The 25,830-nt window shown below is 70.1% G+C and carries 21 protein-coding genes; 16 read left to right on the top strand and 5 right to left on the bottom strand.

All coding sequences use genetic code 11. The features are described 5' to 3' along the window. The first annotated feature begins 38 nt into the window (after positions 1-38). Genes ACWDRB_RS32645 through ACWDRB_RS32610 form a run of 8 tightly spaced genes read left to right on the top strand, consistent with a single transcriptional unit; the run spans position 39 to position 10,107 of the window. Positions 39-1,433 (top strand): extracellular solute-binding protein, encoded by a 1,395-nt coding sequence (locus ACWDRB_RS32645; RefSeq protein ID WP_449900197.1) that lies wholly within the window; start codon positions 39-41, stop codon positions 1,431-1,433. Continuing rightward, positions 1,408-2,334 (top strand): carbohydrate ABC transporter permease, encoded by a 927-nt coding sequence (locus tag ACWDRB_RS32640; RefSeq protein ID WP_350739004.1) that lies wholly within the window; start codon positions 1,408-1,410, stop codon positions 2,332-2,334. Before ACWDRB_RS32645 ends, ACWDRB_RS32640 begins: the two co-directional genes overlap by 26 nt. Further along, positions 2,331-3,149: a carbohydrate ABC transporter permease gene (locus ACWDRB_RS32635; RefSeq protein WP_355209965.1), complete on the top strand. Its 819-nt coding sequence runs from the start codon at positions 2,331-2,333 to the stop codon at positions 3,147-3,149. Before ACWDRB_RS32640 ends, ACWDRB_RS32635 begins: the two co-directional genes overlap by 4 nt. Then, positions 3,149-4,213, top strand: a complete 1,065-nt coding sequence (locus ACWDRB_RS32630; protein WP_449900194.1) for an ABC transporter ATP-binding protein — start codon at positions 3,149-3,151, stop codon at positions 4,211-4,213. Before ACWDRB_RS32635 ends, ACWDRB_RS32630 begins: the two co-directional genes overlap by 1 nt. Then, positions 4,210-5,388 carry a CehA/McbA family metallohydrolase gene (locus tag ACWDRB_RS32625; protein ID WP_449900192.1) on the top strand — a complete coding sequence of 393 codons (1,179 nt, stop codon included), beginning with the start codon at positions 4,210-4,212 and terminating at the stop codon, positions 5,386-5,388. Before ACWDRB_RS32630 ends, ACWDRB_RS32625 begins: the two co-directional genes overlap by 4 nt. Then, positions 5,379-6,275 carry a TIM barrel protein gene (locus tag ACWDRB_RS32620; RefSeq protein ID WP_449900189.1) on the top strand — a complete coding sequence of 299 codons (897 nt, stop codon included), beginning with the start codon at positions 5,379-5,381 and terminating at the stop codon, positions 6,273-6,275. The genes ACWDRB_RS32625 and ACWDRB_RS32620 overlap by 10 nt, the downstream gene beginning before the upstream one ends. Next, positions 6,272-7,420: a Gfo/Idh/MocA family protein gene (locus ACWDRB_RS32615; RefSeq protein WP_449900187.1), complete on the top strand. Its 1,149-nt coding sequence runs from the start codon at positions 6,272-6,274 to the stop codon at positions 7,418-7,420. The genes ACWDRB_RS32620 and ACWDRB_RS32615 overlap by 4 nt, the downstream gene beginning before the upstream one ends. After that, entirely contained in the window at positions 7,417-10,107 is a 2,691-nt protein-coding gene (locus tag ACWDRB_RS32610; RefSeq protein ID WP_449900185.1) for a glycoside hydrolase family 38 N-terminal domain-containing protein, read from the top strand. Before ACWDRB_RS32615 ends, ACWDRB_RS32610 begins: the two co-directional genes overlap by 4 nt. Positions 10,108-10,135: 28 nt before the next feature. On the opposite strand, the gene ACWDRB_RS32605 is transcribed toward ACWDRB_RS32610, so the two are convergent. Together ACWDRB_RS32605 and ACWDRB_RS32600 are read right to left on the bottom strand one after the other, a co-directional pair. Next, complete coding sequence (locus tag ACWDRB_RS32605) at positions 10,136-11,941, bottom strand: tetratricopeptide repeat protein (RefSeq protein ID WP_449900182.1); 1,806 nt, start codon at positions 11,939-11,941, stop codon at positions 10,136-10,138. After that, the gene (locus tag ACWDRB_RS32600; protein ID WP_350738981.1) at positions 11,938-12,879 is read right to left on the bottom strand and encodes an SIR2 family NAD-dependent protein deacylase; all 942 of its coding nucleotides are present in this window, start codon (positions 12,877-12,879) and stop codon (positions 11,938-11,940) included. The genes ACWDRB_RS32605 and ACWDRB_RS32600 overlap by 4 nt, the downstream gene beginning before the upstream one ends. 304 nt (positions 12,880-13,183) lie before the next feature. On the opposite strand from ACWDRB_RS32600, the gene fxsT reads away from it, so the two are divergent. Continuing rightward, on the top strand, positions 13,184-15,745 hold the full coding sequence (gene fxsT, locus ACWDRB_RS32595) for an FxSxx-COOH system tetratricopeptide repeat protein (protein ID WP_449900180.1): 2,562 nt from the start codon (positions 13,184-13,186) through the stop codon (positions 15,743-15,745). Positions 15,746-15,749: 4 nt separating this feature from the next. On the opposite strand, the gene ACWDRB_RS32590 is transcribed toward fxsT, so the two are convergent. Then, positions 15,750-16,955, bottom strand: a complete 1,206-nt coding sequence (locus ACWDRB_RS32590; protein ID WP_449900177.1) for an aKG-HExxH-type peptide beta-hydroxylase — start codon at positions 16,953-16,955, stop codon at positions 15,750-15,752. After that, positions 16,943-17,080 (bottom strand): hypothetical protein, encoded by a 138-nt coding sequence (locus ACWDRB_RS32585; RefSeq protein WP_350738974.1) that lies wholly within the window; start codon positions 17,078-17,080, stop codon positions 16,943-16,945. Before ACWDRB_RS32585 ends, ACWDRB_RS32590 begins: the two co-directional genes overlap by 13 nt. 248 nt (positions 17,081-17,328) lie before the next feature. Between ACWDRB_RS32585 and speB the strand changes: the two genes are divergently transcribed. After that, the gene (gene speB, locus ACWDRB_RS32580) at positions 17,329-18,261 is read left to right on the top strand and encodes an agmatinase (protein ID WP_350738971.1); all 933 of its coding nucleotides are present in this window, start codon (positions 17,329-17,331) and stop codon (positions 18,259-18,261) included. Then, positions 18,258-19,754 (top strand): purine-cytosine permease family protein, encoded by a 1,497-nt coding sequence (locus ACWDRB_RS32575; protein ID WP_449900174.1) that lies wholly within the window; start codon positions 18,258-18,260, stop codon positions 19,752-19,754. Before speB ends, ACWDRB_RS32575 begins: the two co-directional genes overlap by 4 nt. On the opposite strand, the gene ACWDRB_RS32570 is transcribed toward ACWDRB_RS32575, so the two are convergent. Further along, positions 19,751-20,242 (bottom strand): Lrp/AsnC family transcriptional regulator, encoded by a 492-nt coding sequence (locus ACWDRB_RS32570; RefSeq protein ID WP_350738965.1) that lies wholly within the window; start codon positions 20,240-20,242, stop codon positions 19,751-19,753. The genes ACWDRB_RS32575 and ACWDRB_RS32570 overlap by 4 nt on opposite strands. A 196-nt stretch (positions 20,243-20,438) precedes the next feature. Between ACWDRB_RS32570 and ACWDRB_RS32565 the strand changes: the two genes are divergently transcribed. From ACWDRB_RS32565 to ACWDRB_RS32545, 5 genes are read left to right on the top strand one after another with little or no spacing between them, the layout of a single operon-like run. Continuing rightward, positions 20,439-21,869, top strand: coding sequence for a gamma-aminobutyraldehyde dehydrogenase (locus ACWDRB_RS32565; RefSeq protein ID WP_449900172.1), 1,431 nt, complete (start codon positions 20,439-20,441; stop codon positions 21,867-21,869). A 13-nt stretch (positions 21,870-21,882) separates the two neighbouring features. After that, entirely contained in the window at positions 21,883-22,953 is a 1,071-nt protein-coding gene (locus tag ACWDRB_RS32560; RefSeq protein ID WP_449900170.1) for an ABC transporter ATP-binding protein, read from the top strand. Positions 22,954-22,971: 18 nt separating this feature from the next. Beyond that, positions 22,972-24,159, top strand: coding sequence for a polyamine ABC transporter substrate-binding protein (locus ACWDRB_RS32555; protein WP_449900168.1), 1,188 nt, complete (start codon positions 22,972-22,974; stop codon positions 24,157-24,159). 3 nt (positions 24,160-24,162) lie between these two features. After that, positions 24,163-25,014: an ABC transporter permease gene (locus ACWDRB_RS32550; protein ID WP_350738952.1), complete on the top strand. Its 852-nt coding sequence runs from the start codon at positions 24,163-24,165 to the stop codon at positions 25,012-25,014. Beyond that, positions 25,011-25,796: an ABC transporter permease gene (locus ACWDRB_RS32545; protein WP_449900165.1), complete on the top strand. Its 786-nt coding sequence runs from the start codon at positions 25,011-25,013 to the stop codon at positions 25,794-25,796. Before ACWDRB_RS32550 ends, ACWDRB_RS32545 begins: the two co-directional genes overlap by 4 nt. Positions 25,797-25,830: the final 34 nt, after the last annotated feature.

The following is a 25,830-nucleotide window of genomic DNA, read 5'->3' as shown; positions in this document are numbered from 1 at the left end:
AGGGTGTTACCTCCTTACGGACCTGTCGGAGGGTTTGGATGGCATTGCGGAAACGGTCGATAGGTGTGGTCGCGGTCATCACCGCGGCCGGGCTGGGGCTCGCAGCCTGCGGCCAGTCGTCCGGCGGCGGCGGAGGCGGTGACGCCATCGAGCTGACGATCACCCAGAACGCCATCGCGGGCGGGAAGAACGCCGCCGGCGCCAACTTCATCGCGAACTGGGTGATCCCCAAGTTCGAGGCGGCGCAGAAGGTGAAGGGCAAGAACGTCAAGGTCAAGTTCCTCCCCAGCGGCGTCGACGACGAGCAGTACAAGACCAAGCTCTCCCTGGACCTCAAGTCAGGCAAGGGCGCCGACGTGATCGACATCGACGGCATCTGGGCGGGCGAGTTCGCCGAGGCGGGCTACCTCAAGCCGCTGGCGGACCTGGTCGGCGCGGACGCCGACAGCTGGGACGGCTGGTCGCAGATCCCCGAGGCCGTCCAGGGCCTGGCCACGTTCAACGGCAAGAAGTACGCGCTGCCCGTCGGCACCGACGGCCGGGTGCTCTACTTCAACAAGACGCTCTTCCAGAAGGCCGGGCTGCCGGCCGACTGGCAGCCGAAGAGCTGGCAGGAGGTCCTCGACGCCGGGACGAAGCTGAAGTCCTCCGGCGTGCCCGTGCCGATCCAGATCAACGCCGGCACGGCGATGGGCGAGGCCACCTCCATGCAGGGCGTGCTGCCGCTGCTCGCGGGCGCGGGCGGCGAGGTGCAGAAGGACGGCAAGTGGGCGGGCGCCTCCCAGCCGCTGAAGGACGCGCTCGGTCTCTACCAGAAGATCTACGGCGGCGGCCTCGGCGACCCCAAGCTCCAGCAGGAGGCCAAGGGCCGCGACAAGTCGTTCCAGCAGTTCGCCACGGGCAAGATCGGCATCCTGATGGAGGGCGACTACTTCTGGCGCGGCGTCGTCAACCCCGCGACCGGCGTGGCCAAGATGGCCGACCGCGACCAGGTCGTCGGCTATGCCATGATCCCCGCGATGGAGCCCGGCAAGGGCATCCGCGGCCAGGACTTCGTCAGCATGTCGGGCGGCGCGCTGCGTGCGGTGAACCCCAACAGCAAGCACCCGAAGGAGGCCTTCGAGCTGGCGACCTTCACGCTCTCGCCGGAGGGGCTGAAGGAGGAGACCAAGGACGGCAACGTGCGCATCACGCCGCGCACCGACGTCAACAAGGAGATCCTCGCCGGTGAGCCGCTGCTGACGTACATCTCGGAGAAGGTGCTGCCGCTGACGGCCTACCGGCCGCCGGTGGCCGTCTACCCGCAGGTGTCGGTGGCGCTGCAGGAGGCCACGGCCGCGGTGGTGGGCGGCACGGCGCCCGACCAGGCGGCGGCCGACTACCAGAAGAAGCTCGAAGGAATCGTCGGTGGCCCTGGCAACATCGCCTCCTGAGGCCACCGAGGCCGCCGCGCCGGGCCGCTACAGCTCGGACGCGGCGGGCCTGGGCAGGCTGCGGGCAGGGGCCTTCGTGGCCCCCGCCCTGCTGCTCGTCGCGGTCTTCCTCGTCTTCCCCGCGCTCTGGGTGCTCTATCTCGGCCTCACGAACTACCGCCTGACCGGCGCCGCCGCGGCGGCGCCCCAGTTCGTCGGGCCGGCCAACCTCATCGACGCGGTCTCCAACCCGGAGTTCTGGAGCTCCACCTGGCTGACGGTCGAGTTCGTGGCGGGCTCGGCCGTCATCGGGCAGGTCGGGCTCGGCTTCACGATCGCCTGGTTGCTGCGCGACCGGCGCGGGCCAGTGAAGCGTGTGGTCGAGGGCCTGGTCATCCTGGCCTGGATCCTGCCCAGTGCGATCGTGTCGTTCCTGTGGGTGGCGCTGCTCGACCGCGACGCGGGCACGCTGAACGCGCTGCTCGGCATCCAGGGCTTCGCCTGGCTGCTCGACCACCCCATGCTGTCGATCATCGTGTTCAACATCTGGCGCGGCACGGCGTTCTCGATGATGTTGTACGGCGCCGCGCTCGGGAACGTGCCCCCGTCGCACCTGGAGAGCGCCCGCCTGGCCGGGGCCTCCGGCTGGCAGCAGCTCAGGGACGTGGTGTTCCCGCACATCAGAGGCCACATCCTGACGAACCTGCTGCTGATCAGCCTGTGGACCTTCAACGACTTCACCCCCTTCCTGCTCACCGCGGGCGGCCCCGACGGCAAGTCCGAGGTGCTGGCCGTGCACGTGTACAAGGTCGCGCTGCAGAGCGGGGAGCTGGGCCACGGCGCCGCGGTCTCCACGATCATCCTGCTCATCAACCTGGTCGTGGCGGTGTTCTACCTGCGGCTGCTCCGGAGCAAGAAATGACGCGTTTCGTGCTGGGCCGGATCGGCTTCTACACGCTGATCGCGGTGCTGCTGGCCTTCTTCACGATCCCGCTGCTGTGGCTGGTGACGGCGCCCTTCACGTCGAACCCGACGTACCAGGTCACGGTGCCCGACTTCACCTTGGAGAACTTCAAGGCGGTCGTCGAGCATCCGTACGCGCTGCCGTCCCTCTACAACTCCGTGCTGCTGTCGGTCGGCACGGCCGTCCTGGTGGTGATCATGGCCGGGCTGGCCGCGTACGCGCTGAGCCGGGTGCGGCTGCCCGGCCGGGACGCGCTGCTCTACGCGTTGCTGCTGCTGTCGTCGATCATCACGGGGACGGCGGCGATGGTGCCGCTGTTCCAGCTCGCGGTGGAGCTCAACCTCATCGACTCGCAGCTCGGGCTGATCCTCATCCTGACCGGCGGGCTGCTGCCGGCGGCGATCTTCATGCTCAAGGACTTCATGGACTCCACGCCGAAGTCGTACGAGGAGTCGGCGCGGGTGTTCGGGGCCACGCCGCTGCAGATCGTGCGGCACGTGGTGGTGCCGCTCGTACGTCCTGGTCTGGCGACGGTCGCGGTCTGGGCCGTGGCCAACGTGTGGGGAAATTTCCTGATGCCGTATCTGCTGCTGAGGGACGTCGAGCAGTATCCGGCGGCGGTGATCACGTACACCCTCTACACCGAGGGCGGCCAGGCCAACCTCAGCATGTTGTCCACGTTCGGCCTGCTGTACTCGATTCCCGTGGTGCTCATGTACCTGTTCGTCAGCAAGAAGTACGGCTTCCGCTTCCACGGAGGGATCAAGCGTTAATGGCCGGAATCGAACTACGCGGGCTGACCAAGGTCTATCCCGGCGGGGTGAAGGCGCTCGACTCGCTCGATCTGGCCATCCCCGACGGCGAGTTCTTCGCCCTGCTCGGCCCCTCCGGCTGCGGCAAGACCACGCTGCTGCGCACGATCGCCGGCCTGGAGACCGCCACCGGCGGGGCCGTGGTCATCGGCGACCGGGACGTGACGGGCGTGCAGCCCGGCGGCCGGGACGTCGCCATGGTCTTCCAGGACTACGCGCTCTTCCCGCACATGGATGTCACGGACAACATCGCCTACCCGCTGCGCATCAAGAAGGTCGCCAAGGGCACCCGCCGCGACAAGGCCGCCGAGGTGGGGGCGCGGCTCGGGCTGGAACAGCTCATGGACCGGCGGCCGGGCCAGCTCTCGGGCGGGCAGCAGCAGCGGGTGGCGCTGGCCAGGGTGATGGCCACGCAGGCGCAGGCGTTCCTGTTCGACGAGCCGCTGTCCAACCTGGACGCCCGGCTGCGGCTGGAGGCGCGTACGTTCCTGAAGAAGCTCCAGCGCGAGCTCGGCGTCACCACCGTCTTCGTCACCCACGACCAGGCGGAGGCCCTGGCCATGGCCGACCGGATGGCCGTCATGGAAGCCGGGCACATCCGGCAGATCGGCACGCCGGCCGAGGTCTTCCAGCGGCCCGCGAACACGTTCGTGGCCGGATTCATCGGCTCGACACCCATGAACCTGCTCGACGGCGTCGTACGAGGTGACACGCTGGAGGTGGCAGGGTGCAAGGTGGCGGTCCCGGCCTCGGCCGAGGGACGGCTCTCCGACGGGGAGAAGATCGTGTACGGCGTGCGACCCGAATACCTGGCCTACTCGCCCGAGCCCGGCGGGGGCGCGCTGGGCGGCAAGGTGGCCATCGTGGAGAACCTCGGCGCTTCCCACCTGGTGACCCTCGACGTCAACGACGTGACCGTGCAGGCTGTCGTGCCCGAGGGGAGCGAGCCCGAGATCGGCGACGACGGCTACGCGACGCCCCGGCGCGACCGCGCCCTCGTCTACCGGGACGGAGAGCTTGTGTGAGAGGGCACTGGAGCCTGGACGACCGGCTGGAGCGGATCCTGCGCGAGGTGCCCTTCGAGGTGCCCGCGGGGACCGCCGCCGTGACCGTGCGGCTGGCGTACGACCGGTCGCAGGGTGTCATCGACCTCGGCTGCGGCGCGCCCGGCGGTTTCCGCGGCTGGTCGGGCGGCGCGCGTGACGAGTACACGATCACCCCGGACTGGGCGACGCCCGGATACCTGCCGGGCGAGCCTGAGGCGGGCACGTGGCACGTGTGGCTGCGGCTGCACCGCATCCCGCCGCAGGGCCTCGACTACTCGCTGGAGATCACCACCTCGGCCGTCACCCCCGCCGAGCCGGTGGCCGAGGAGCCGCCGCACGGGGAGCGCCCGCCCCGGCGGGACGTGCCCTCCATCGACGGCCTGCGGTGGTTCGCGGGCGACTTCCACGCCCACACCCTGCACAGCGACGGCAGCCTGACCATCGCCGAACTGGCCGAGCTGGCCCACGGGCGCGGCCTCGACTTCCTGGCCGTCACCGACCACAACACCGTCAGCCACCACCCCTGGCTGGGCAAGATCGACCGTGGGATCACGCTCATCCCGGGTCAGGAGGTCACCACCGACCGGGGCCACGCGAACGTGTTCGGGGAGGTCGGCTGGGTGGACTTCCGGCAGCCCGCCGACTCCTGGGTGGAGCACGCCGAGCGCGCGGGCGGGCTGATCTCGATCAACCACCCGCTCGGCGGCGACTGCGCCTGGCTGCTGCCCATCACCCGGCGGCCCCGGATCGCCGAGGTCTGGAGCTCCGGTTGGTGGGACCGCCGCTGGGGCGCGCCGCTGGCCTGGGCGGACGCCTGGCGCGACGACGTGATCGCGATCGGCGGCAGCGACTTCCACCGCCACGGCTCCGACGGCCTGCCCGGCGGACCGACGACGTGGGTGCTGGCCGAGGACACGAGCTCGGTGCTGGACGGCGTGCGCGCCGGGCGCACCGCCGTCTCCACCGGCCCCGACGCACCGGTGCTGCTCAGGCTGGGCGACGAACTGCTCGCCCTGGACGCCGACGGCCTGGTCCTGGTACGCCCCGACGGCAGCCGGCAGGTCGTACGCGGGGAGCGCGTCCTGCTGCGGGCCATCGACGGACGCCACCGCCTGGAAACTTACGAGAACGAGGTGATCGCACTGTGCGAGTGAAAGTCGCCAACGCGCCCGTGAGCTTCGGCGTGTTCGAGCTGGCCACCGAGCCGCCACCGTTGAGCGCCGACGAGATGGTCCGGGCGCTGTCCGAGGCCGGGTACGAGGGCATCGACTCCGGGCCGATCGGCTACCTGGGCACCGGATCCGGGCTCGCCGACCGGCTGGCCGGGAACGGGCTGCTGCTCGCGGGCGGCTGGGTGGACCTGCCCTACGGCGACGCGGCGGCGTACGAGGCCGGGCTGCCCGCGCTGGAGGCCGCGCTCGACGTGTTCGCCGCCGCGCCGCCGGCGCCCGAGGGGTTCGGGCCCCGGCCCACGCTGGCCTGCTCGGGGTCGCCGGAGCGGTTCGCGCGCCCGGGTGGGAGCGTTCCAGGATTGGCGGCGTCCGAGTGGGCGGGCTACGCGGCCCGGGTGCAGAGGGCGGTCGACCGGTGCCGCGAGCGCGGGCTGGAGCCCGTGTTCCACCACCACCTCGGCACCTACGTCGAGACCCCTGACGACGTCGAGCGGCTGCTGGAGCTGACCGACGTGCAGCTCTGCCTGGACACCGGCCACCTGCTGCTGGCCGGGGGCGAGCCGGTGAGCGCGCTGCGCGACTGGTCGGGCCGGGTCGGGCACGTGCACATCAAGGACGGCGACACGAAGATCCTCGCCCAGGCCCTAACCGACGGCGTGGACCTGCGCGAGCTCATGGGGCGCGGCGGATTCGCCCCGCTCGGTGAGGGCGAGCTGGACCTGCCCGCCGTGGTGCGCGTCCTGGACGAGATCGACTACGCGGGCTGGGTCGTCATCGAGCAGGACACCCTGCCCGGACGCCGCACCGTCGCCCAGAACATCGCCGACCAGGCGGCCAACCGCCGCAGGCTGGAGGACTTGGGACTGTGAGAATCGCGCTGGTGGGATGCGGCGCCGTCACGCAGGCGGTCTATGTGCCGTTGCTGTCGAGGCGGCGCGACCTGTTCGAGGTGGTCGCGGTCTGCGACCTGTCGCGGACGCTCGCCGACGCGGTGGGTGACCGGCTGGGCGCCGCCGGGCGCTTCACGTCGGTGGCTGAGCTGCTCTCGGCCGGGGGTTTCGAGGCCGTGCTGGTCCTCGCCTCGGGCTCGCACGGGGAGACGGTCGGCCGGGCGCTGGCCGGCGGGTACGCCGTGCTGTGCGAGAAGCCGCTCGCGCTGACCAGGGCCGAGGTGGCCGGCCTCCCCGAGGGGCGGCTGATGGTGGGCTACATGAAGCAGTACGACCCGGCCGTGCGCCGGGCCGAGGAACTGCTGGCCGAGCTGGGCGGACCGGAGGCGATCAGGTCGGTCGAGGTGACCGTGCTGCATCCGAGCGGGGAGTCGCAGCTGGCGTTCGCGAACCTGACGCAGGCGGGGGACGTGGATCCGGGGCTGCTCGACTCGTTGCGGGCCGCCGAGCGCGACCTGGTCTCGCGGGCGCTGGGGGAGTCGGCGCCCGAGCAGGTACGGGCGCTGTACGGGGTGGCCTTGGGCTCGATATGCCACGATTTGTCGCTCTTGAGGCGCTTTACCGGGTCGCCTGCGGAAATTTCGTATGTTGAGGCATGGGAGCCCGCGCCGGGGTCCATCGAGATCACCGGGCCCCTGCCCGCTCGGGGGCGGTTCTCGATCCGCTGGCACTACCTGGAGGACTACCCGGCCTACCGCGAGACCGTGGCCATCCACCACGACAGGGGCTCGCTGGAGCTGGTCTTCCCCTCGCCCTACCTGATGAACGCGCCCACCACGCTCACCGTGGTCTCCGGCGCCGAGAGCCGCACCGAATACCGCGACGTGACCGAGGCGTTCGAGGTACAGCTGGCCGCCTTTCATGCTTTCGTGAACGATGGCAAGCCGCCCCTCACCGACGCGGGCGGCGGGCTGGAGGACATCGTGACCGCCCAGCGGATCGCCGCTCGTTACGCCGTACAGCATGATCTGCCCATCGGAGGGGAGGCCATGAGCGAGCGGAGCGAGCGACCAATCAAACACAGTAGCGTCGCGCTCATGCGACCGACGGAGGAGGGCGCATGAGCACCGAGATCGTCGTCGTACCGCACACGCACTGGGACCGGGAGTGGTACGAGCCGTTCCAGCGCTTCCGGCTGCGGCTGGTGGCGCTGCTCGACGAGGTGCTCGACACCATGGAGCGCGAGCCCGCCTACCACTTCACCCTCGACGGGCAGCTGGCCTGCGTGGACGACTATCTGGAGGTGCGGCCCGAGAACCGCGACCGCATCGCCGCGCTCGTCGAGTCGGGACGGCTGGCGGTGGGGCCGTGGCAGATCCTGCTCGACGAGTTCCTGTGCTCGGGCGAGAACATCGTGCGCAACCTCGAACTGGGCATGAGCCGGGCGGACAAGCTCGGCGGGGCGATGCCGGTGGGATACCTGCCCGATATGTTCGGGCACACGGCGCAGATGCCGCAGATCCTGCGCAAGGCCGGGCTGCTGCACGCGTGCGTCTACCGCGGGGTGCCGTCCTCGGTGACCACGGACGCCTTCGCCTGGGTCGCGCCGGACGGGACGGCGCTGCGCACCCAGTACCTGCCCGCGGGCGGCTACGGGAACGGGGCGCACCTGTTCTCGGACTCGGCCGGGCTGACCGAGCGGGCGGCCGCGTTCGTCACGACCATGCGGGAGTGGCACGGGCCCGATGGCGCGCTGCTCGCCATGTACGGCACGGACCACTCGGCGCCGGTGCGCGGGCTGCCGGAGATGGTGGCGGCGATCGGCGCCCGGATGGACACCCTGTCCGGATATATCGGGAAATATTCCGGTGAGGTGGACGGGCTGCCGCGCGTCGAAGGCGAGCTGCGCTCCCACGCCCGCGCCAACATCCTGCCCGGCGTCATCTCGGTCCGGGCCCACGTCAAGCAGGCCATGGGCCGTGCCGAGCGGATGGTCGAGCGCTACGCCGAGCCGCTGGCCACCCTCTGGGGCGCCGAGTGGCCGGGCCGCTTCCTCGACATGGCGTGGTGGCGGCTGGTCGACGCCAGCGGACACGACTCGGTGACCGGCTGCGGCGTGGACGACACCGCCCAGCAGGTGGCCGCGCGCATCGCCGAGGCCGAGCACCTCGGCCAGGCCGTACGCGACATGGTGACCGCCCGGCTGGCCGCATCGGTGCCCTCCGACGGGGTGCTCCTCGTCAACCCGACCCCCGCCGCGCGCAGGGGCGTCGTGGTCGTGGACGTGGCCGGCACCGACCCGCTGGTGGACCCCTCGGGCGCGCCGGTGCCGGTGCAGCCGCTGGAGTACGCGCCCACGCTGCTGCTGGACGAGGAGATGGACGCCGCCACGGCGCTGACCTTCGTCCACGGCACCGAGCTGTACGGGCAGCACATCACGGCCTGGTCGGTGGAGGGCGAGACGCTGACGTTCACGGTGGCGCGGGAGACGTCGGCCGTGATCGACCTGGACGACCTGCGCGCGGCGACCGGCGGCGTGCGGCGGGTGCGCATCCTCGCCGAGCCCAGGCGCACGGTCGCCGCCCTGGTGGAGGTCCCGCCGCTTGGCCACACGAGCATCCGGCCGGTGCTCCGCGAGCAGGTGCACGGGTCGCCCGCCGGCGAGGGCCGGCCGGCTCCGGCGCCGGTGCGCGGCGACGAGGAGGTGCTGGACAACGGCCTGCTGCGGGTCACGATCGCCGGCGACGGCACGCTGACGCTGGTGAGCGCGGACGGCACGACGGTCACGGGAGCCGGGCGCATCGTGGACGGCGGCGACGTCGGCGACACCTACAACCACGCGCCTCCGGCCGACGACCTGCTCGTGTCGGAGCCGTCGTCCGTCGAGACGGAGCTGATCTGCTCGGGTCCGCTGGTGGCGGCGGTGGACGTTCGGCGTACGTACCGGTGGCCGGCATCGGGGGACGGGATCGACGGCGCGCCCGAGCTTCCCGCTCTCTCGCGGGCCCCGCGGACCGAGGAGATCGTCGTCACCACCTGCGTCGAGCTGCGGGCCGGCGAGCCGTACGCACGCCTGCGCGTCGAGTTCGACAACCGGTGCGCGGACCATCGGGTTCGGCTGCACGTGCCGCTGCCCGCCCCGGCGACGGAGTCGCACGCCGAGGGCCAGTTCGCAGTGGTCACCCGCGGGCTCACCTCGGAGGGCGGCTGCGGTGAGACCCCGCTGCCCACCTTCCCCGCCTCCTCGTGGGTGGCGGCCGGAGGCGTGGCGGCGCTGCTGGAGCACGTGACGGAGTACGAGCTGGCGGACGGCGAGCTGGCCCTGACGCTCCTGCGTTCGGTCGCCTACCTGTCCCGCAACCGCAACGCCCTGCGCCCCGAGCCGGCCGGGCCGCAGCTGCCGACCCCGGCCGCCCAGTCACGCGGGATCCGCTCGGTGAGCCTGGCGCTGATGCCGTACGCGGAGTCCTGGCAGGAGGTCGTGCCGCAGGCCGAGACCTTCCGCCACGACCTGCTCGTGGTCCCGGGCCAGGGCGACCGCGCTTCGGCGCTGCCCGATCCCGCGTCCGGGCTGTCGGTGACGGGCGACGGCGTGGTGATGACCTCGCTGCGGATGCGTGACGACCGGCAGGAGCTCAGGGTCGTGGCCCTCACGCCGGCCGCCACGGAGGCCGTCATCGAGGGCGCCTTCACCGAGGCCCGCCACGCCGACCTGCGCGGCCGCCCCGGCGACCGGCTCCCGGTCGCGGACGGCGTGCTCCGCCTGGCGCTGAAGCCGTGGGAGATCGCGACGGTTCAGCTCTCCGGATAGCCGCCCCAGCGCCCGCTCGCGCCTCGGTTCAGCTCTCCGGATGGCCGACGAGCCGCCTCAGCGCCTGCTCGCGCGCCTCCCTGGCCAGGTCCTCCTCGGACCGGGGCAGGCCGAGCGCCAGCGCCCGGTCCAGGTCCGCCAGCGCGCCGCGGAAGTCGCGGAGCGCGATCCGGACCTGGCCCCGGCCGTGGAGTGCCCGGGCGGCGTTGCGGTCCAGGTCGAGCGCGTCGTTGTAGGCGGCTTCCGCGTCCGCGGGCGAGCCGGCCCGCCAGAGCGCGTGGGCCAGGAGCGTGCGGGCCGGGACGTCTCCCGGCATCCTGGCCACCGCCTGCCGGCCCAGGTCCACCGCCTCGTCCGGGCTGCCCATCGACAGGCAGACCTCGGCGAGCGCCGTCAGGACCCGTACGGTGGCCAGGGCGTCCTGCTGGCTCTCGAACTGCGAGCGCGCCGCGGTCAGCGTCTCCCTGGCCGCCTCCAGGTCGCCCTCGACCCTGGCCACCTCCGCCTTGAACGCCAGCAGGTTGGCGAACTGCCGCTCGTCGCCCTGCTCCAAGGAGCGGCTGGCCGCCACGTCCGCGAAGCGGCGGGCCGAGATGAAGTTGCCCTCACCGAGCGCGGCCTCGGCGGCGGCGCGGAAGTCGGCGGGCGTGTGCTCCTGCGGCCGGTCGCGGGCAGGCGTGACGTGGTGGGCGGTGCGGATGGCCTCGACCAGGCGTTCCTGGCCGAACTGGTACCACAGGCTCCTGGCGCGCTGCTCCTCCGTGAGGATGTGCCGGGCCACCAGGGCGTCCACCACGGCGTTGGGCATGTCGGCGGTCTGCGTCAGGCCTCGGTAGGCGGTGCCGCGCGTGCCCCGCTCGGTGATGAAGGTCGTCTCGATCCAGGCGCGCAGCTCCGGTTCGGACACGCCGGTCTCCAGGCTCACGTCGCGGACCGCGCGGTCGAAGTAGGCGGCGAGGATGCCGGCGAGGTCGCCGAGCTGGGCGAGCAGCTCCGCGGTGATCGTGTCGTCGTAGTCGCCCAGGCCGGACCACAGCGCCGCGCACGCGATCTGCAGCTCGAAGGGCGAGACCCGCTCGCTGACGATCTCGACGCTCTCGCCCAGCCGGTCGGTGTAGGTCGTCTTGCGCAGCCGCTCGACCAGCCGCTCCGCCACGCCGGGCGCGTAGCGGTGGCCGCTGTGCGAGGCCGGTCTCGTCACCGCGGCCACCGCGGACGCCTGCCCCAGGCCGTCGAGGCGCACATAGGCGAACGGCTGAGGGCTCAGCAGCCCTTCGTAGCCGCTCAGCGTGGCGAGCTGGTCGTCGCGCACCAGGAGCAGCAGGTTGAGCGGCAGGTCCCGCAGGGCCTGGGCCAGCTCGCCGATGAGGCGGTCGCGCTCGGGCAGCCGGGCGGGGAAGGCCGTGAACAGCTCTTCCATGTGGTCGATCGCGGCCAGCACCCGGTGCGGTGCGGCGCCGGCGAGGATGCTCTCCAGCGCCGAGCCGACCGTCTGCCCGGGGTCGGGGGTCTGGCGGGCGGGGGTCCAGCTGCTGATCAGGGTGAAGCGGTAGCCGCCCGGCCCGGACGCGTGCGCGAGGGGCCAGGTGGGCTGGTGGATCAGCCGTCCGACGGGCAGCGTCAGCGTGCGCGGCTCGTCGTCGAGCAGCGGGAGGACCCCGGCGTGCAGCAGGGACGTCTTGCCGACGGCGGCGGGGCCGTGGAGCACCACCACCCGCTCGGACAGCCAGGCGTCCCGCAGGTGGCGGGCCTCCTCCGACCTGCCGTGGAACAGGGCGGACTCGGTGCGGCGGAAGGGGCGCGGGCCGACGTACGGCTCGGGATTGCTGGTCATGGCGTCCCCCGGAGTCCGGCGGCAAGCTTGTCGTTGAGCGAGCGCGGGGTCTCCCACAGGATGCGGATGCTCTGGGCCTGGAAGTAGCGCGCGAGGTATTGGCGCTCCTCGGCGGAGTGGTCGTCCGGGTTGAGCTGGATGCTCGTGTGCTCCCTGCGCATGGTGCCGGGCAGGCCGTGCAGCAGGGTCCGGAACATGACGTGGAACGTCCAGTCGCGCAGGCCGTAGCCGATGAACAGCAGCGCCTTCGTCCGCAGCGCGGTGCGGACCGGGAAGGGCAGCAGCGTCATCGGGTGTCCGCCGCGGAGGGCAGCGGACGACGCGTTGGTGTGCCTGCCGTCCTGGGCCAGCCTGACCAGGAAGTCGAGGTAGTCGTCCTCGATGAGCACGATCGAGTGCGGCTCCTTGTGGTGGCCGTGCAGATGGAACACGAGTGGCCGCTCCACGCACGGGGTGAAGGCTGGTTCACGAAAAGGACTCCCGGTCCAGTCGTCGGAAGACATCGCATACCACGGACACAAGTCCCAGATGGGCTGTTTCCTCGCCTGCTGCAGCGCCAGGAACATGAAGTCGTCGTAGTTCGTGGTGATGTACAGGGGGAGAGGGTAGCGGGCCAGCACGGCGTGCACCGGGAATTGATCCGTCCGGTCGGGCGGGGTCGCGTTGGCGAACTCGGCCCTCAAGAATTCGCGTTTCGTCCTGGTTGCGTCACGATAGACCATCGTGGTCGCGTATTGCATCACGCGTGCCAGATTGTCGGAATCCGCGTACGGGTAGTTGATCTTGCCGGCCCATTTCGCGGCGAGCTGGCCACCGAGCGGGAGCCGCTCCGCGCTGGCTCCCGCGCCGAGAAAGGGGATGCAGTCACCATTGTTGAGATCCCCGATCAGCAGATCCCAGGCGGCCTCGTTGTCGCGGTCGATGCCACCGGCGTGCACGCGTCACCGCCTTCCGGTTCATGGCGGCGAGGTGCGGAACCCTTCAGAGGGTCCATGAAAGGGCCGCCGCAGTCAATAGCCGAGAATGGCCGCATGGTGGCGCGGCGTCATCTCCGACATAGCTCAATATATGTTAGTAATCCCGGCAAAGAGCGCTTTAGGTGACAGAGTAAACCGCCATTAAGGGCGGTCCGCTTCAGGGGGAAATGCTCTTTCCGCTGGGTGCGGACGCGACCTGCGGCGGGCAGATATCGCATTAGGATCGGTGGCGAAAGCCGAATAGCGACCAGTGGCGGTGATCGTGATGGAGGACGTCGCGCGGCAGGAGCGCCGCCCCACCCTCTGGGGGCGGGAGATCCCGTTCCGCAACCGCTGTTTCACCGGTCGTGAGCGTGAGCTCGCCGAGCTCCACAGCCGGCTCGCGCAGCATTCGACCGCGCTGGTCGGCCAGCCGCCCCAGCCGGTCTACGGCATGGGCGGCATCGGCAAGACCGAGATCGCCGCCGAATACGCGCATCGCCACGCGGAGGACTACGACCTCGTCTGGTGGATCAGGGCCGAGCAGGAGGAGACCATCGTCAACTCGCTGATCGGGCTGGGCCGCAAGATGTCCCTCGACGGCTTCCGCCCCGACGATCGCGACTACTCCGCCAGGCTGGTCCTGTCCGCCCTCGCCAATCGCGAGCTCTACGAGCGATGGCTGCTGATCTACGACAACGTCGAGAGCGCCAACGCGGTGCAGCACTACCTGCCCAGCGGCGGCGGCCACGTCATCATCACCACGCGCGACCGCCACTGGCGGCGGGCGATGGACCTCGACGGGATCGAGGTAGGGGAGTTCCTTCCCGACGAAACGGTCAAGTTCTTTCATAGGCGGGTGACCGCCCTGGCCGACCCGGGTAGATCCGGCTCCGTGGAAGCCGAGGCCGACGCGAAGGAGCTGGCCAATCAGCTCGGAAACCTCCCGCTGGCCGCCGAGCACGCCGCCGCGTATCTGAACGAGACCGGCACCAGCATCTCCGAATACCTGGAGTTGTTCCGCGACAACGCGCACGCGCTGCTGGCCAGCTCGGTCGACATCAAATACCCGCAGACCGTGGCCACGACGTGGAGCGTCTCGCGCAGCAAGATCTCGCCGGAGGCCGACGCGCTGTTCAAGCTGCTGGCCAGCCTCTCCGCCGAGCCGATCGCCGAGGAGCTGCTCGTGCAGCCCGCCGTGGCCTCCAAGCTGCCGCCGCCGCTCGACCGGGTGCTGAGCGGCGTGACCGAGTTCCGCAGGGCGGCCAGGGAGCTGGGCCGCTACTCCATGCTCAAGCTCGACGGCGTGCGCAACGTCGTGCAGCTGCACCGCGTCGTGCAGGCCGTGACCAGGGACCGCATGGTGCGCGAGGACCCGGAGGCCGCGGCCCGCTTCCAGGAGGCAGCCCACCTCCTGATGGCCGCCTCCGATCCCGGGGCGGTCGACCGCGAGGACAGCGAGCAGATCTACCAGCGGTCCCTGCAGCACCTGGTGCCCTCGCGGGCGGTCGAGTCCGCCGACCGCCTGGTCCGCAAGCTGATCATCAACCAGGTCGAGCAGCTCTACCGCCGCGGCGGCCACCAGGAGAGCCTGCGGATCGGCCTGCCGACGCTGGAGCTGTGGCGGCAGCGGTTCGGCCAGGACGACAAGCAGACCCTGGCCCTGGCGGTCCAGGTCGGCAACGCGCTGCGCACCGCCGGCCAGTGGGAGGAGAGCCTGCGCCTGCACGCCGACACCCTCCAGCGGCTGCGCGACAACTTCGGAGAGCTGGACGCCGTCTACCTGAGCTGCGCCCGCGTGCACGACGTCGGGCTGCGGCTGCTCGGCCGCTACGCCGACGCGCTGGACAACGACCTGAGGCTGCTGCCGCTCTTCGAGCAGCAGCTGCGCCCCGACCACCCCGACACGCTGCGGATCCGCAGTAACGTGGCGGTGAGCCTGCGCTGCCTGGGCCGCTTCCAGGAGGCCCTGCGCTACGACGACGAGACGCTGGCCGAGCGGCAGCGCATCTTCGGCCCGGTCGAGCACGCGACGCTGAGCTCGCAGTTCGGCCGCTCCCGCGACCTGCGCGGGCTGGGGCGCTACGAGGAGTCCCTCGACCTGATCCGGCGGATCAGCAACGCCATCGACCGCAAGAACCAGCCATGGAACCAGTTCCGGCTCCTGGTCGCCATCGACTTCAGCGTGGCACTCAACCGGGTCGGCCTCTACGAGGACGCCTTCGTCCAGGGCGTGAAGGCCTGGGAGCGGCACAAGTCGACCCTCGGCATGGAGCACCGCCAGACGCTGCAGTCGGCCACCAACCTCATCAACGACTACCGGCTCACCGAAGACCTGGCCGGAGCCCAGCGGCTGGGCGAGGAGACGGTGCTGAGCCTGGAGAAGGTGGCCGGCCCCCACCACCCCAACACGCTGGCGGCCTACAACAACCTGGCCATCGTGCTGCGGGTCAGGAACAATCCGGGCGGCGCCCGCGGGCTGAGCGAACGAGCGGCCGAGGGGATGAAGGCCCTCCTGGGCGACACCCACCCCAACACCCTCATCGCCATGTACAACCTGGCCAGCGACCTGGCCGCGCTGGGCGAGGTGGGGCAGGCCCGGAGGCTGGGCGAGACCGTGCTCGAGCGCAACGTCACGACGCGGGGCCCCGACCACCCCAACACCCTGGCCGCCATGGCCAACCTGTCCCTCGACCGCAACGCCGACGGAGACAAGGACGGCGCCCAGAGCCTGCGGGAGAAGATGCTCGACGGCTACCAGCGCTCGATCATGCCTGACCACCCGCACGCCCGGCTGGCCGCCCAGTACGGCCGGGTCAACCTGGGCATCGAGCCCATGAACGACTGACGGTCTAGATCGAAAACCCGGGATTGGCGCTCAGCCAACGCGCACGGTGCCCGTCCCGGAGCTCGGCCGCCCGCCGCTCGGCCGAGGCGGGCACCGGCTCGTGCAGCCACTCGCCGAGCCGGCCCAGCAGCCCGTTCACCAGCACCTCGCCCGGCCCGGTCAGGCCCTCCGAGCCGCTCGCGCGGGTCAGCGCCTCGAACGTGATGGCCCGGCGGTAGGCGAATTCCGCCTCCGCCCGCTCGACGGCCGGGCTCGCGTGGCGTTCGTCGGCCGGGCTTGCGTGGCGTTCGGCGCGCCAGAACGCGGTGATCGCGAAGTTCGCGAAGCAGCCCTGCAGCAGCGCGCCGAGCGGTCGCGGGTCGGAGCGCCAGGGCGCGTACCAGCGGCGTCCGTCGTCGGGGCCGGTCAGCTCGACCATGTCCTCGACCGCGCCGAGCACCAGGTGCCACACCTCGTGGACCAGGCTCTCCGCGAACGCGACCGGGTCGGGCGGCGGCGAGAGCGCTATCGCCCCGTACGCCCAGCCGGACGTCGCGCTGGCGGGCCGCGCTCGATCCCGGCCCTCCAGCGGCACCAGCGTGGTGAAGACCGCCGCGATCGTTCCGGCGGCGTGGTGATGCCGTTCGCAGAGCACCTGCCAGGCGCGGCCGAGCTCGCGCTGCCACCACACCGGGTCCGCCTCGCCCCGCCTGCCGAAGCCCGCCAGGTACGGGTCGACCGCGTCGAGCCTGACCGCCAGCCCCAGCCCGTCCGCCTGCGCGTGCAGGGACGGGATCGGGACGAGACCGGACGCCGCGAACGTGCCGAGCCCCGGGACGAACGCGCCGGGGCCCAGCTGCGGGCCGGGCGGCGGCCGCCGCCCGGCCCGCAGCGCCGCGCCGGCGCTGAAGGAGACGAGATAGCCGAGGTCCGGATCCTCGCCGTCGCGCAGCCGCCGCAGGCAGTCGACCGCCCAGCAGCCCACCTGGGGGAGCACCAGCAGCTCCGCCATGAGCCGCGGATCGCTCTCCTGCAGTTCGGCCAGCGCGCGGAACGCGGCATCGGCGTCCGTCCCGCGCACCTGCCGCCGCACGGCCTCCACGAGCAGCTGATTCCTGTGGAGCTGGATCTCCCGGAGCCGGGTCAGCAGCTCGGAGGTGAGGTCGTCGTCGACCAGGCGGTGGCAGATCTCGTACGTCTCAGCGGCCGAACACTCGTTCAGCCATCGCACGGGACGGCACCGTTGTTGGCATCCTCCTGCCACAGCCGATCCCACGGCCCCCTTCGCCCGAGGATCTTGCTCACCAGCCCGTCGAGGGTGGCGTCGTCGAGTTCGGTCAGTTGGAGCAGCGTCATGTCAGTCAGCTCCGCAAGCCCGGTGCCAACCGCGTGAGCCGGTTCCCCCATAGAGAGTCCCTCCTAGGCTGCTGTCGAGATCATACGACGGCGCTTTGCCCGAATGAAATGCCGGTGAATACGGCTCGGTTTTCGGCCGGCGCCAAACCCGGGTGACGACCTGCTTGTGGCCACCCACAACACACACCGTGTGACTTCGTTGGTTCTACAATTGCCGCAGGTCAGAGGCATGACGAACACTGGGCCGCATGAACCTTGGCCCTGTCGACTCCTCTCAGGTCCCGCGTTTCGCCGGGCTCGCCACCTTCGCCCGCCTGCCCAGGCTCGACCAGGTCGAGCGGGCCGACGTGGCGGTCGTGGGCGTGCCGTTCGACACCGGCGTGTCCTACCGGCCCGGCGCCAGGTTCGGCCCGGCCGCGGTGCGGGAGGCCTCCCGGCTGCTGCGGCCGTACCACCCGGGGCTGGACGTCTCGCCGTTCGAGCGGGTGCAGGTGGTCGACGCCGGTGACATCGCGGCCAACCCGTTCGACATCGGGGCGGCCATCGAGAGCATCGAGGGCGCGGCGGACTCGATCGACGCCAAGCTCGTCGCGATCGGCGGCGACCACACGATCGCGCTGCCGCTGCTGCGGTCCGTGGCCAGGAAGCACGGCCCGGTGGCGCTGCTGCACTTCGACGCCCACCTCGACACCTGGGACACCTATTTCGGCGCCGAGTACACGCACGGCACCCCGTTCCGGCGGGCGGTGGAGGAGGGCCTGCTGGACACCGAGGCCGTCAGCCACGTCGGGATCAGGGGCCCGCTGTACGGCAAGAAGGACCTCGAGGACGACCGGCGGCTCGGGTTCGGCATCCTGACGGCGGCCGACGTGCTGCGGCGCGGCCTCGACGAGGTGATCGACGTGCTGCGGCAGCGCATCGGCGACCGGCCCCTGTACGTGTCCGTCGACATCGACGTGCTGGACCCGGCCCACGCCCCGGGCACGGGGACGCCGGAGGCGGGCGGGCTCACCAGCCGGGAACTGCTGGAGATCCTGCGCGGCCTGGCCGGCCACAACCTGGTCGGGGCCGACGTCGTCGAGGTGGCCCCGGCGTACGACCATGCGGAGATCACCTCGGTCGCCGCCTCCCACGTGGCCTACGACCTCGTCAGTCTGCTGGCGTTGCAGGAGCAAGCATGAGCCTCACCGAGATCGAGACGTACGGGGTCGAGCGCATCCCCGACGCGGACCGCAACGCGCGCCCGATCGACCTGTTCCGGCTGGCGTTCGGAGGCGCGAACACCTTCGCCACCTGCGTGCTCGGCGCCTTCCCCATCCTGTTCGGCCTGTCGTTCTGGCAGGGGCTGGCCGCGACCGTGCTCGGGCTCGTGGTCGGCGCGCTGATCCTGGCGCCGCTGTCGCTGTTCGGGCCCCTCAACGGCACCAACAACGCCGTCTCCTCCTCCGCCCACCTGGGCGTGCACGGCCGGGTCGTGGGCTCGTTCCTGTCGCTGCTGACCGCGATCGCGTTCTTCTCGATCTCGGTGTGGTCGTCGGGGGACGCGCTGGTCGGCGGGGCCCACCTGCTGGCCGGGCTGCCCGACACCGACCTGTCGTACGGCGTCGCGTACGCGCTCTTCGCCGTACTCGTGCTGATCGTCTGCGTGTACGGCTTCCGCTTCATGCTGTTCGTCAACAAGATCGCGGTCGCGGCGGCGTCGCTGCTGTTCGTCCTGGGGGCGTTCGCCTTCGCCGGGGACTTCGACCCGTCCTATCCCGGTACGCTCCCGGCCGGCGACCCGCTGTTCTGGCCGTCGTTCATCGGCGCGGCGCTGATCGTGTTGTCGAACCCCGTGTCGTTCGGCGCCTTCCTGGGCGACTGGTCCAGGTACATCCCGGCCATGACGCCGAAGTCCCGGGTGATGGCCGCGGCCTTCCTGGCGCAGCTCGCCACCATCCTGCCGTTCCTGTTCGGCCTGATCACCGCCTCGATCATCGCGACCAAGGCCGCCGACTACATGGACCCGGCCGCCCCCAACTACGTCGGCGGGCTGCTGGCCGTCTCGCCCGGCTGGTACTTCGTACCGGTCTGCCTGATCGCCCTGATCGGCGGCATGTCCACCGGCACGACCTCCCTCTACGGCACCGGGCTCGACTTCTCCAGTGTCTTCACCCGCTTCTCCCGGGTGCAGGCGACGGTGTTCATCGGCACGCTGTCGATCGTGTTCATCTTCATCGGCCGCTTCGCCGCGAACCTCACCCAGAGCATCTCCACGTTCGCCACGCTGATCATCACGTGCACGGCGCCGTGGATGGTGATCATGATGCTCGGCTACGTGACCCGCAGGGGCTGGTACGACCCCGAGGCGCTCCAGGTCTTCAACCGGCGCCAGCGCGGCGGCCGCTACTGGTTCGCGCACGGCTGGAACTGGCGCGGGCTGTCCGCCTGGCTCGTCTCCGCGGGCCTCGCGCTGCTGTTCGTGAACCTGCCGGGCCAGTTCGTCGGCCCGCTGGGTAACCTGGCCGGGGGAGTGGACATCTCGCTGCCGGTGGGCCTGGCCGTCGCGGGCGTGCTCTATCTGGCGCTGCTGACGGCGTTCCCGGAGCCCCGCGAGGTGTACGGTCCCGAGGGCCCGCGCCTGGTGCGCACGGCCGACACGCCGATCCTGCCCATCGTGGAGACGGTGGGCTAGCGAGTGCCCCAGGAGTAGGTCTGCTTACGCAGCTTGAGATAGACGAACGACTCCGTGGCCCGCACGGCGGGGATGGCGCGGATCTTGCTGAGGATCTCCAGCAGGTGACCGTCTCCCTCGCAGACCACCTCGACGATCACGTCGAAGGAGCCTGCCGTGAGGACCACGTAGTCGATCTCGTCGATGGCCGCCAGCTCGTCGGCCACGGCCTCCAGGTCGCCCTCGCAGTTGATGCCGATCATGGCCTGCCGCGGGAATCCGAGCGTCAGCGGGTCGGTGACCGCGACGATCTGCATGACGCCCGCGTCCTGCAGGCGCTGGACGCGCTGACGCACGGCGGCCTCCGACAGGCCCACCGCTTTCCCGATCGCCGCGTACGGCATGCGCCCGTCGGACTGGAGCTGCTCGATGATCTGCTTGGACAGATCGTCGAGCACCACCGGCCCGGCATTGGCGTTGTTGCGGCGTACGCGGGGCGGCGTCGTCATCGACGGAATCCTCCTACTGGTCCGGCGTTACGGGTGCGTTCCCGCTGAGTTGCCGTCCTGGTGCGACATGTTGTCAGTTCCTGGCGGCCTGTCAAGCGAATTCGTAGCAATTTGGTATCTTCACCACGAAATCCCTTGTCGAGATGCACCTGCTCTGTAAGAGTCGCGGCATCTCAGCCACCCACTTGGAGGGCGCATGATCCGTCTACAGAACTTCATCAATGGTGAGTTCGTGGACGCCAAGAGCGGCAAGTTCTCCGACATCATCGACCCGTGCACAGGCGAGGCCTACCTGCAGGCCCCTGTCTCCGGCCCGGAGGACGTCGATGCCGCCTTCGCCGCCGCTGCCGCCGCGTTCGAGTCGTGGGGCAGGAGCACGCCGGGTGAGCGGGCCAACCTCCTGCTCAAGGTCGCCGACGCGATCGACGCGCGGGCCGATGAGATCAACGAGGCGGAGTGCCTCAACACCGGCAAGCCGCGGGCCCGGATGGCCGAGGACGAGACCCCGGTGGCCGCCGACCACTTCCGCTTCTTCGCGGGCGCGGCGCGCACCCTGGAGGGCCCCACGGCCGGCGAGTTCCTCGCCGAGCACACCAGCGTCATCCGGCACGAGCCGATCGGCGTGATCGGCCAGGTCACGCCGTGGAACTACCCGATGATGATGGCGGTCTGGAAGATCGCCCCGGCCCTGGCGGCCGGCAACACGGTCGTGCTCAAGCCGTCCGACACCACCCCGGCCTCCACGCTCAAGCTGGCCGAGATCCTCGGCGCGGTGCTGCCCGCGGGCGTCTTCAACGTCGTCACCGGCGACCGCGAGACCGGCGCCCTCGTGGTGAGCCACCCCACCGCCTCCATGGTCGCCATCACCGGCTCGGTCGGCGCGGGCATGTCGGTGGCCAAGAGTGCCGCCGAAGACCTCAAGCGCGTGCACCTGGAGCTCGGCGGCAAGGCCCCGGTCGTGGTGTTCGAGGACGTCAAGGACCTGCGCAAGGCCGCCGCCGACATCGCCGTCGCCGGCCTCTACAACGCCGGCCAGGACTGCACCGCCGCCTGCCGGGTGCTGGTGCACGAGAGCGTGCACGACGAGTTCGTGGCCGCGCTCGCCGAGGCCGCCGCCGCCACCGTGACCGGCGACCTGGGCAACGAGGACGCGCTCTACGGGCCGCTCAACAACGAGAACCAGCTCTCCAGGGTCCAGGGCTTCATCGACCGGGCCCCGGCGCACGCCAAGGTCCTCACCGGCGGCCACCAAGTCGGCGAGAAGGGCTACTTCTTCGCGCCGACGATCGTCGACGGTCTCAAGCAGGACGACGAGATGGTGCAGAACGAGGTCTTCGGCCCCGTGATCACCGTCCAGACGTTCGCCGACGAGGCCGACGCGCTGGCCAAGGCCAACGACGTGAAGTACGGCCTGAGCGGCTCGGTCTGGACCTCCGACCACGGCCGGGCCATGCGGATGTCCAACCGGCTCGACTTCGGCGTGGTCTGGGTCAACACGCACATCCCGTTCGTCTCGGAGATGCCGCACGGCGGCTTCAAGCACTCCGGGTACGGCAAGGACCTGTCGGTGTTCGGCCTGCACGACTACACCCGGGTCAAGCACGTCATGCACTACATCGGCGAATAGGACAGCGGCTGGGATGACTGAGCTGAATGCGATAGAGCTTGAGGACGTCGTCAAGGAGTACCTCTCGCATGGCGAGGTCGTCCAGGCGGTCAAAGGCATCACCCTGGGCATCGCCGAGGGGGAGTTCTTCTCCCTCCTCGGCCCGTCCGGGTGCGGCAAGACCACGACCATGAGGATGATCGCGGGGTTCGAACCGCCCTCGAAGGGGCTGGTGCGGCTGCACGGCAAGGACGTCACGGACGTCCCGCCCAACAAACGCGACATCAACATGGTCTTCCAGTCCTACGCCCTCTTCCCGCACATGAGCGTCTGGGACAACGTGGCCTTCGGGCTGAAGCAGCGCAAGACGCCGCAGGAGGAGATCAAGCGGCGGGTCGGCGAGATGCTGGAGATCGTCGACCTCACCGGCAGGGAGAAGCGTCGCCCGCGCGAGATGTCCGGCGGCCAGCAGCAGCGCGTGGCGCTGGCCCGCGCGCTGGTCAACCGGCCGCGGGCGCTCCTGCTCGACGAACCGCTCGGCGCGCTCGACCTCAAGCTGCGCCAGGCCATGCAGATCGAGCTCAAGCGCATCCAGCGCGAGGTCGGCATCACGTTCGTGTACGTGACCCACGACCAGAACGAGGCGCTGACCATGAGCGACCGGATCGCCGTCATGAACGACGGCCTGGTCGAGCAGCTCGCCGGGCCGCGGGAGATCTACGAGCGGCCCGCGACCGCGTTCGTGGCCGGCTTCATCGGCACCTCCAACCTGCTCACGGGCACCGCGAGCGGCGGCGAGCTGAAGATCGGCGGCGGCCGGGTGCTGGTGCCCGGGCACGACGGCGACGTGACGGTGACCGTGCGGCCCGAGAAGATCACCATCGACACGGTGGAGCCCGGCCAGGGCCTGAGCGCCGTGCGCGGCACCGTCGCCGAGGTGGTCTACCTGGGGACCTACAACAGCTACGCCGTGAGCCTCGCTGACGGGGCCGAGATCACGGTGTTCCAGCAGAACGCTCTTGACGCTTCGGCCACCGCGGAGCGGGGGGACTCCGTGTGGCTGTCGTGGCAGGCGCAGCACTCATATGTGATTGGAAGTAGATAGCAGCTCATGAACCACCCCATGCTCCGTTCCCGTCGCGATTTCTTCCGGGTCGCCGGGTTCTCCGCCGCAGGGCTCGCGCTGGCCGCGTGCGGCGTTCAAGGACAGAAGGCCGCTCCGCCGAAGGCCGACGCGGTCAAGGATTTCTGGGCCAAGCAGACCAAGCACGGCAAGGTCGTCTTCGCCAACTGGCCCGAGTACATGCCCGAGGACAAGGCCCCGCTGGAGAAGTTCAAGCAGGCCACCGGCATCTCGTACGAGTACAAAGAGGTCATCCAGGAGAACGCCGAGTTCTTCGGCAAGGCCGACCCCGTGCTGCGCGCGGGGCAGTCGCTGGGCTACGACATCGTCGTCATGACCAACGGCGTCCAGCTCCAGCACATGATCGAGCTGGGCTACGTGACGCCGCTCGACCACTCCCAGCTCCCGAACTTCGAGGCCAACGCCGGCCAGAAGTACAAGGAGCGGGCCTACGACCCCGGCAACAAGTACACGGTGCCGTACACGTCGGGAGTGACCGGGATCGCGTACAACACCAAGTTCGTCAACGAGGACATCACCAGCATCGAGTCGCTGTTCGACCCCAAGTACAAGGGTCATGTCGGCATGATGGCCGACGCCCAGGAGATCGCGAACTTCGGCATGTTCGCGCTGGGAATCGCGCCCGAGAAGTCGACCGAGGCGGACTGGAAGAAGGCCGGGGAGAAGCTCAAGGCGCAGCGCGACGCCGGAATTGTCCGGAAATATTACGATCAAAACTACATCGACGCTGTGTCCAAGGGCGACGTCTGGCTCACCATGGCCTGGTCGGGCGACGTCTTCCAGCGCCAGCTCGCCGGCGAGCCCGTCAAGTTCGTGGTGCCCGAGGAGGGCGGCACGATCTGGACCGACAACATGCTCATCCCCAAGAACGCGGCCAACCCGGTGGACGCGCTCATGCTCATGGACTACCTCTACCAGCCGGTCGTGGCCGCCGAGCTGGACGAGTTCATCCAGTACGTCACGCCGGTCCCGGCCGTGCAGGACCTGCTGAGGGAGAAGGCCAAGGCGGCCAAGGGCAAGGACAAGAAGTCCCTCGAAGAGATGATCGACAGCCCGCTCATGTTCCCCACCGAGGCCGACTACGCCAAGCTGCACAACTACACCCCGCTGACCACCCAGCAGGAGCAGGTCTTCAACCCGATCTTCCAGTCCATCACCCAGGCGTAGCGCATGAGGCGGCTCACCCCCTACCTGCTGGCGCTGCCGAGCTGGATGTGGCTGGCGATCTTCCTGGTCGTCCCCATGGCCGCGATGGCCTCGGTCTCCCTGCAGACCGGCAACGCCATCGACGGCTTCGCCATGACGTTCAGCTTCTCCAACTACAGCGACGCGCTCGGCCGGTACAGCACCCAGCTGGTGCGCTCGCTGCTCTACGGCGGCCTGGCCACCGTGGCCATGCTGGTGATCGGGTACCCGGTGGCGTACTGGATCGCGTTCAAGGGCGGCACGCGCAAGTCCGTGTACCTGTTCCTGCTGCTGCTGCCGTTCTTCGTGTCGTTCGTGCTGCGTACGATCTCGTGGAACTTCCTGCTGTCGGACAACGGCATCCTGTTCGGCACGCTGAAGGGCTGGGGGCTGCTGCCCGAGGACTTCCACGTGCTGGCCACGACGGTCGCGGTGGTGGGCGGGCTGACGTACAACTTCCTGCCGTTCATGATCCTGCCGATCTACGTGTCGCTGGAGCGGGTGGACCCGCGGGTGATCGAGGCGGCCCAGGACCTGTACGCCACGCGGACGTCGGCCTTCCGGCGGGTGGTGCTGCCGCTGTCGCTGCCGGGGGTGTTCGCGGGGGTGCTGATGACCTTCGTGCCCGCCACGGCCGACCCGATCAACGCGCAGATCCTCGGCGGCACGGCCAACACGATGATCGGCAACATCATCCAGACCGAGTACCTGACGAACCTCAACTACCCGACCGCCTCGGCCCTGTCGTTCACGTTGATGGCGGTGCTGCTGGTGGGCATCTTCATCTACGCCAGGGCGCTCGGCACGGAGAACGTGCTCGAGGCGGCGGCCCGATGAGAGGGATCAGGCTCGGCGACCGGCTCCTCCACATCTACACCTGGATCATCATCCTCTGGCTGTCCTCGCCGATCGCCGTGATGATCCTCTTCGGCTTCAACGACAAGAAGAGCAAGTCGAACACCTCCTGGCAGGGCTTCACGCTCCGCTGGTACGCCGAGCTGTTCGACATCTCCGACCTGACCGTGGCGCTGCGCAACTCGCTGGTGATCGCCGCGGTCAGCACGATCATCACGGTCGTGATCGGCACCATGCTGGGGCTGGCGATCGGACGGCACCGCTTCCGCGGCAAGGGGGTCACGAACTTCCTGGTCTTCGCCGCCATCTCCACACCCGAGCTGGTCATGGGCGCGTCGCTGCTGTCGCTGTTCGTCTCGGGGAACGTGCCGCGCGACGCGAACACGATCATCGTCTCCCACGTGCTGTTCTCGCTGTCCTTCGTGGTGGTGACGGTACGCGCGCGGATCGTCACGCTGGACCCGTCGCTGGAGGAAGCGGCCAGGGATCTGGGGGCGACGGCCTGGGGGACGTTCAGGCAGGTCACGCTGCCGTCGATCATGCCGGGCGTGCTGGCGGGCGCGATGCTGTCGTTCGCTCTGTCCATCGACGACTACGTGGTCACCAGCTTCGTCAACGGCTCGACCGTCACCTTCCCCCTGTGGATCGTCGGTGCGGTCAAGACCGGGATCCCACCGCAGGTCAACGTCATGGGTACGCTGATCTTCGGCATCGGGGTGCTGATCGCGATCGGAAACGCGGTGGCGGCACGGCGCCGTACCTAAATATCCTCCACGAACTTCGTAGGGAAGTGGGATT

Source organism: Nonomuraea sp. NPDC003707, from assembly GCF_053587055.1.
Note: the sequence above shows the minus strand (reverse complement) of the source record. Positions and strands in the feature narration are given on the sequence as shown.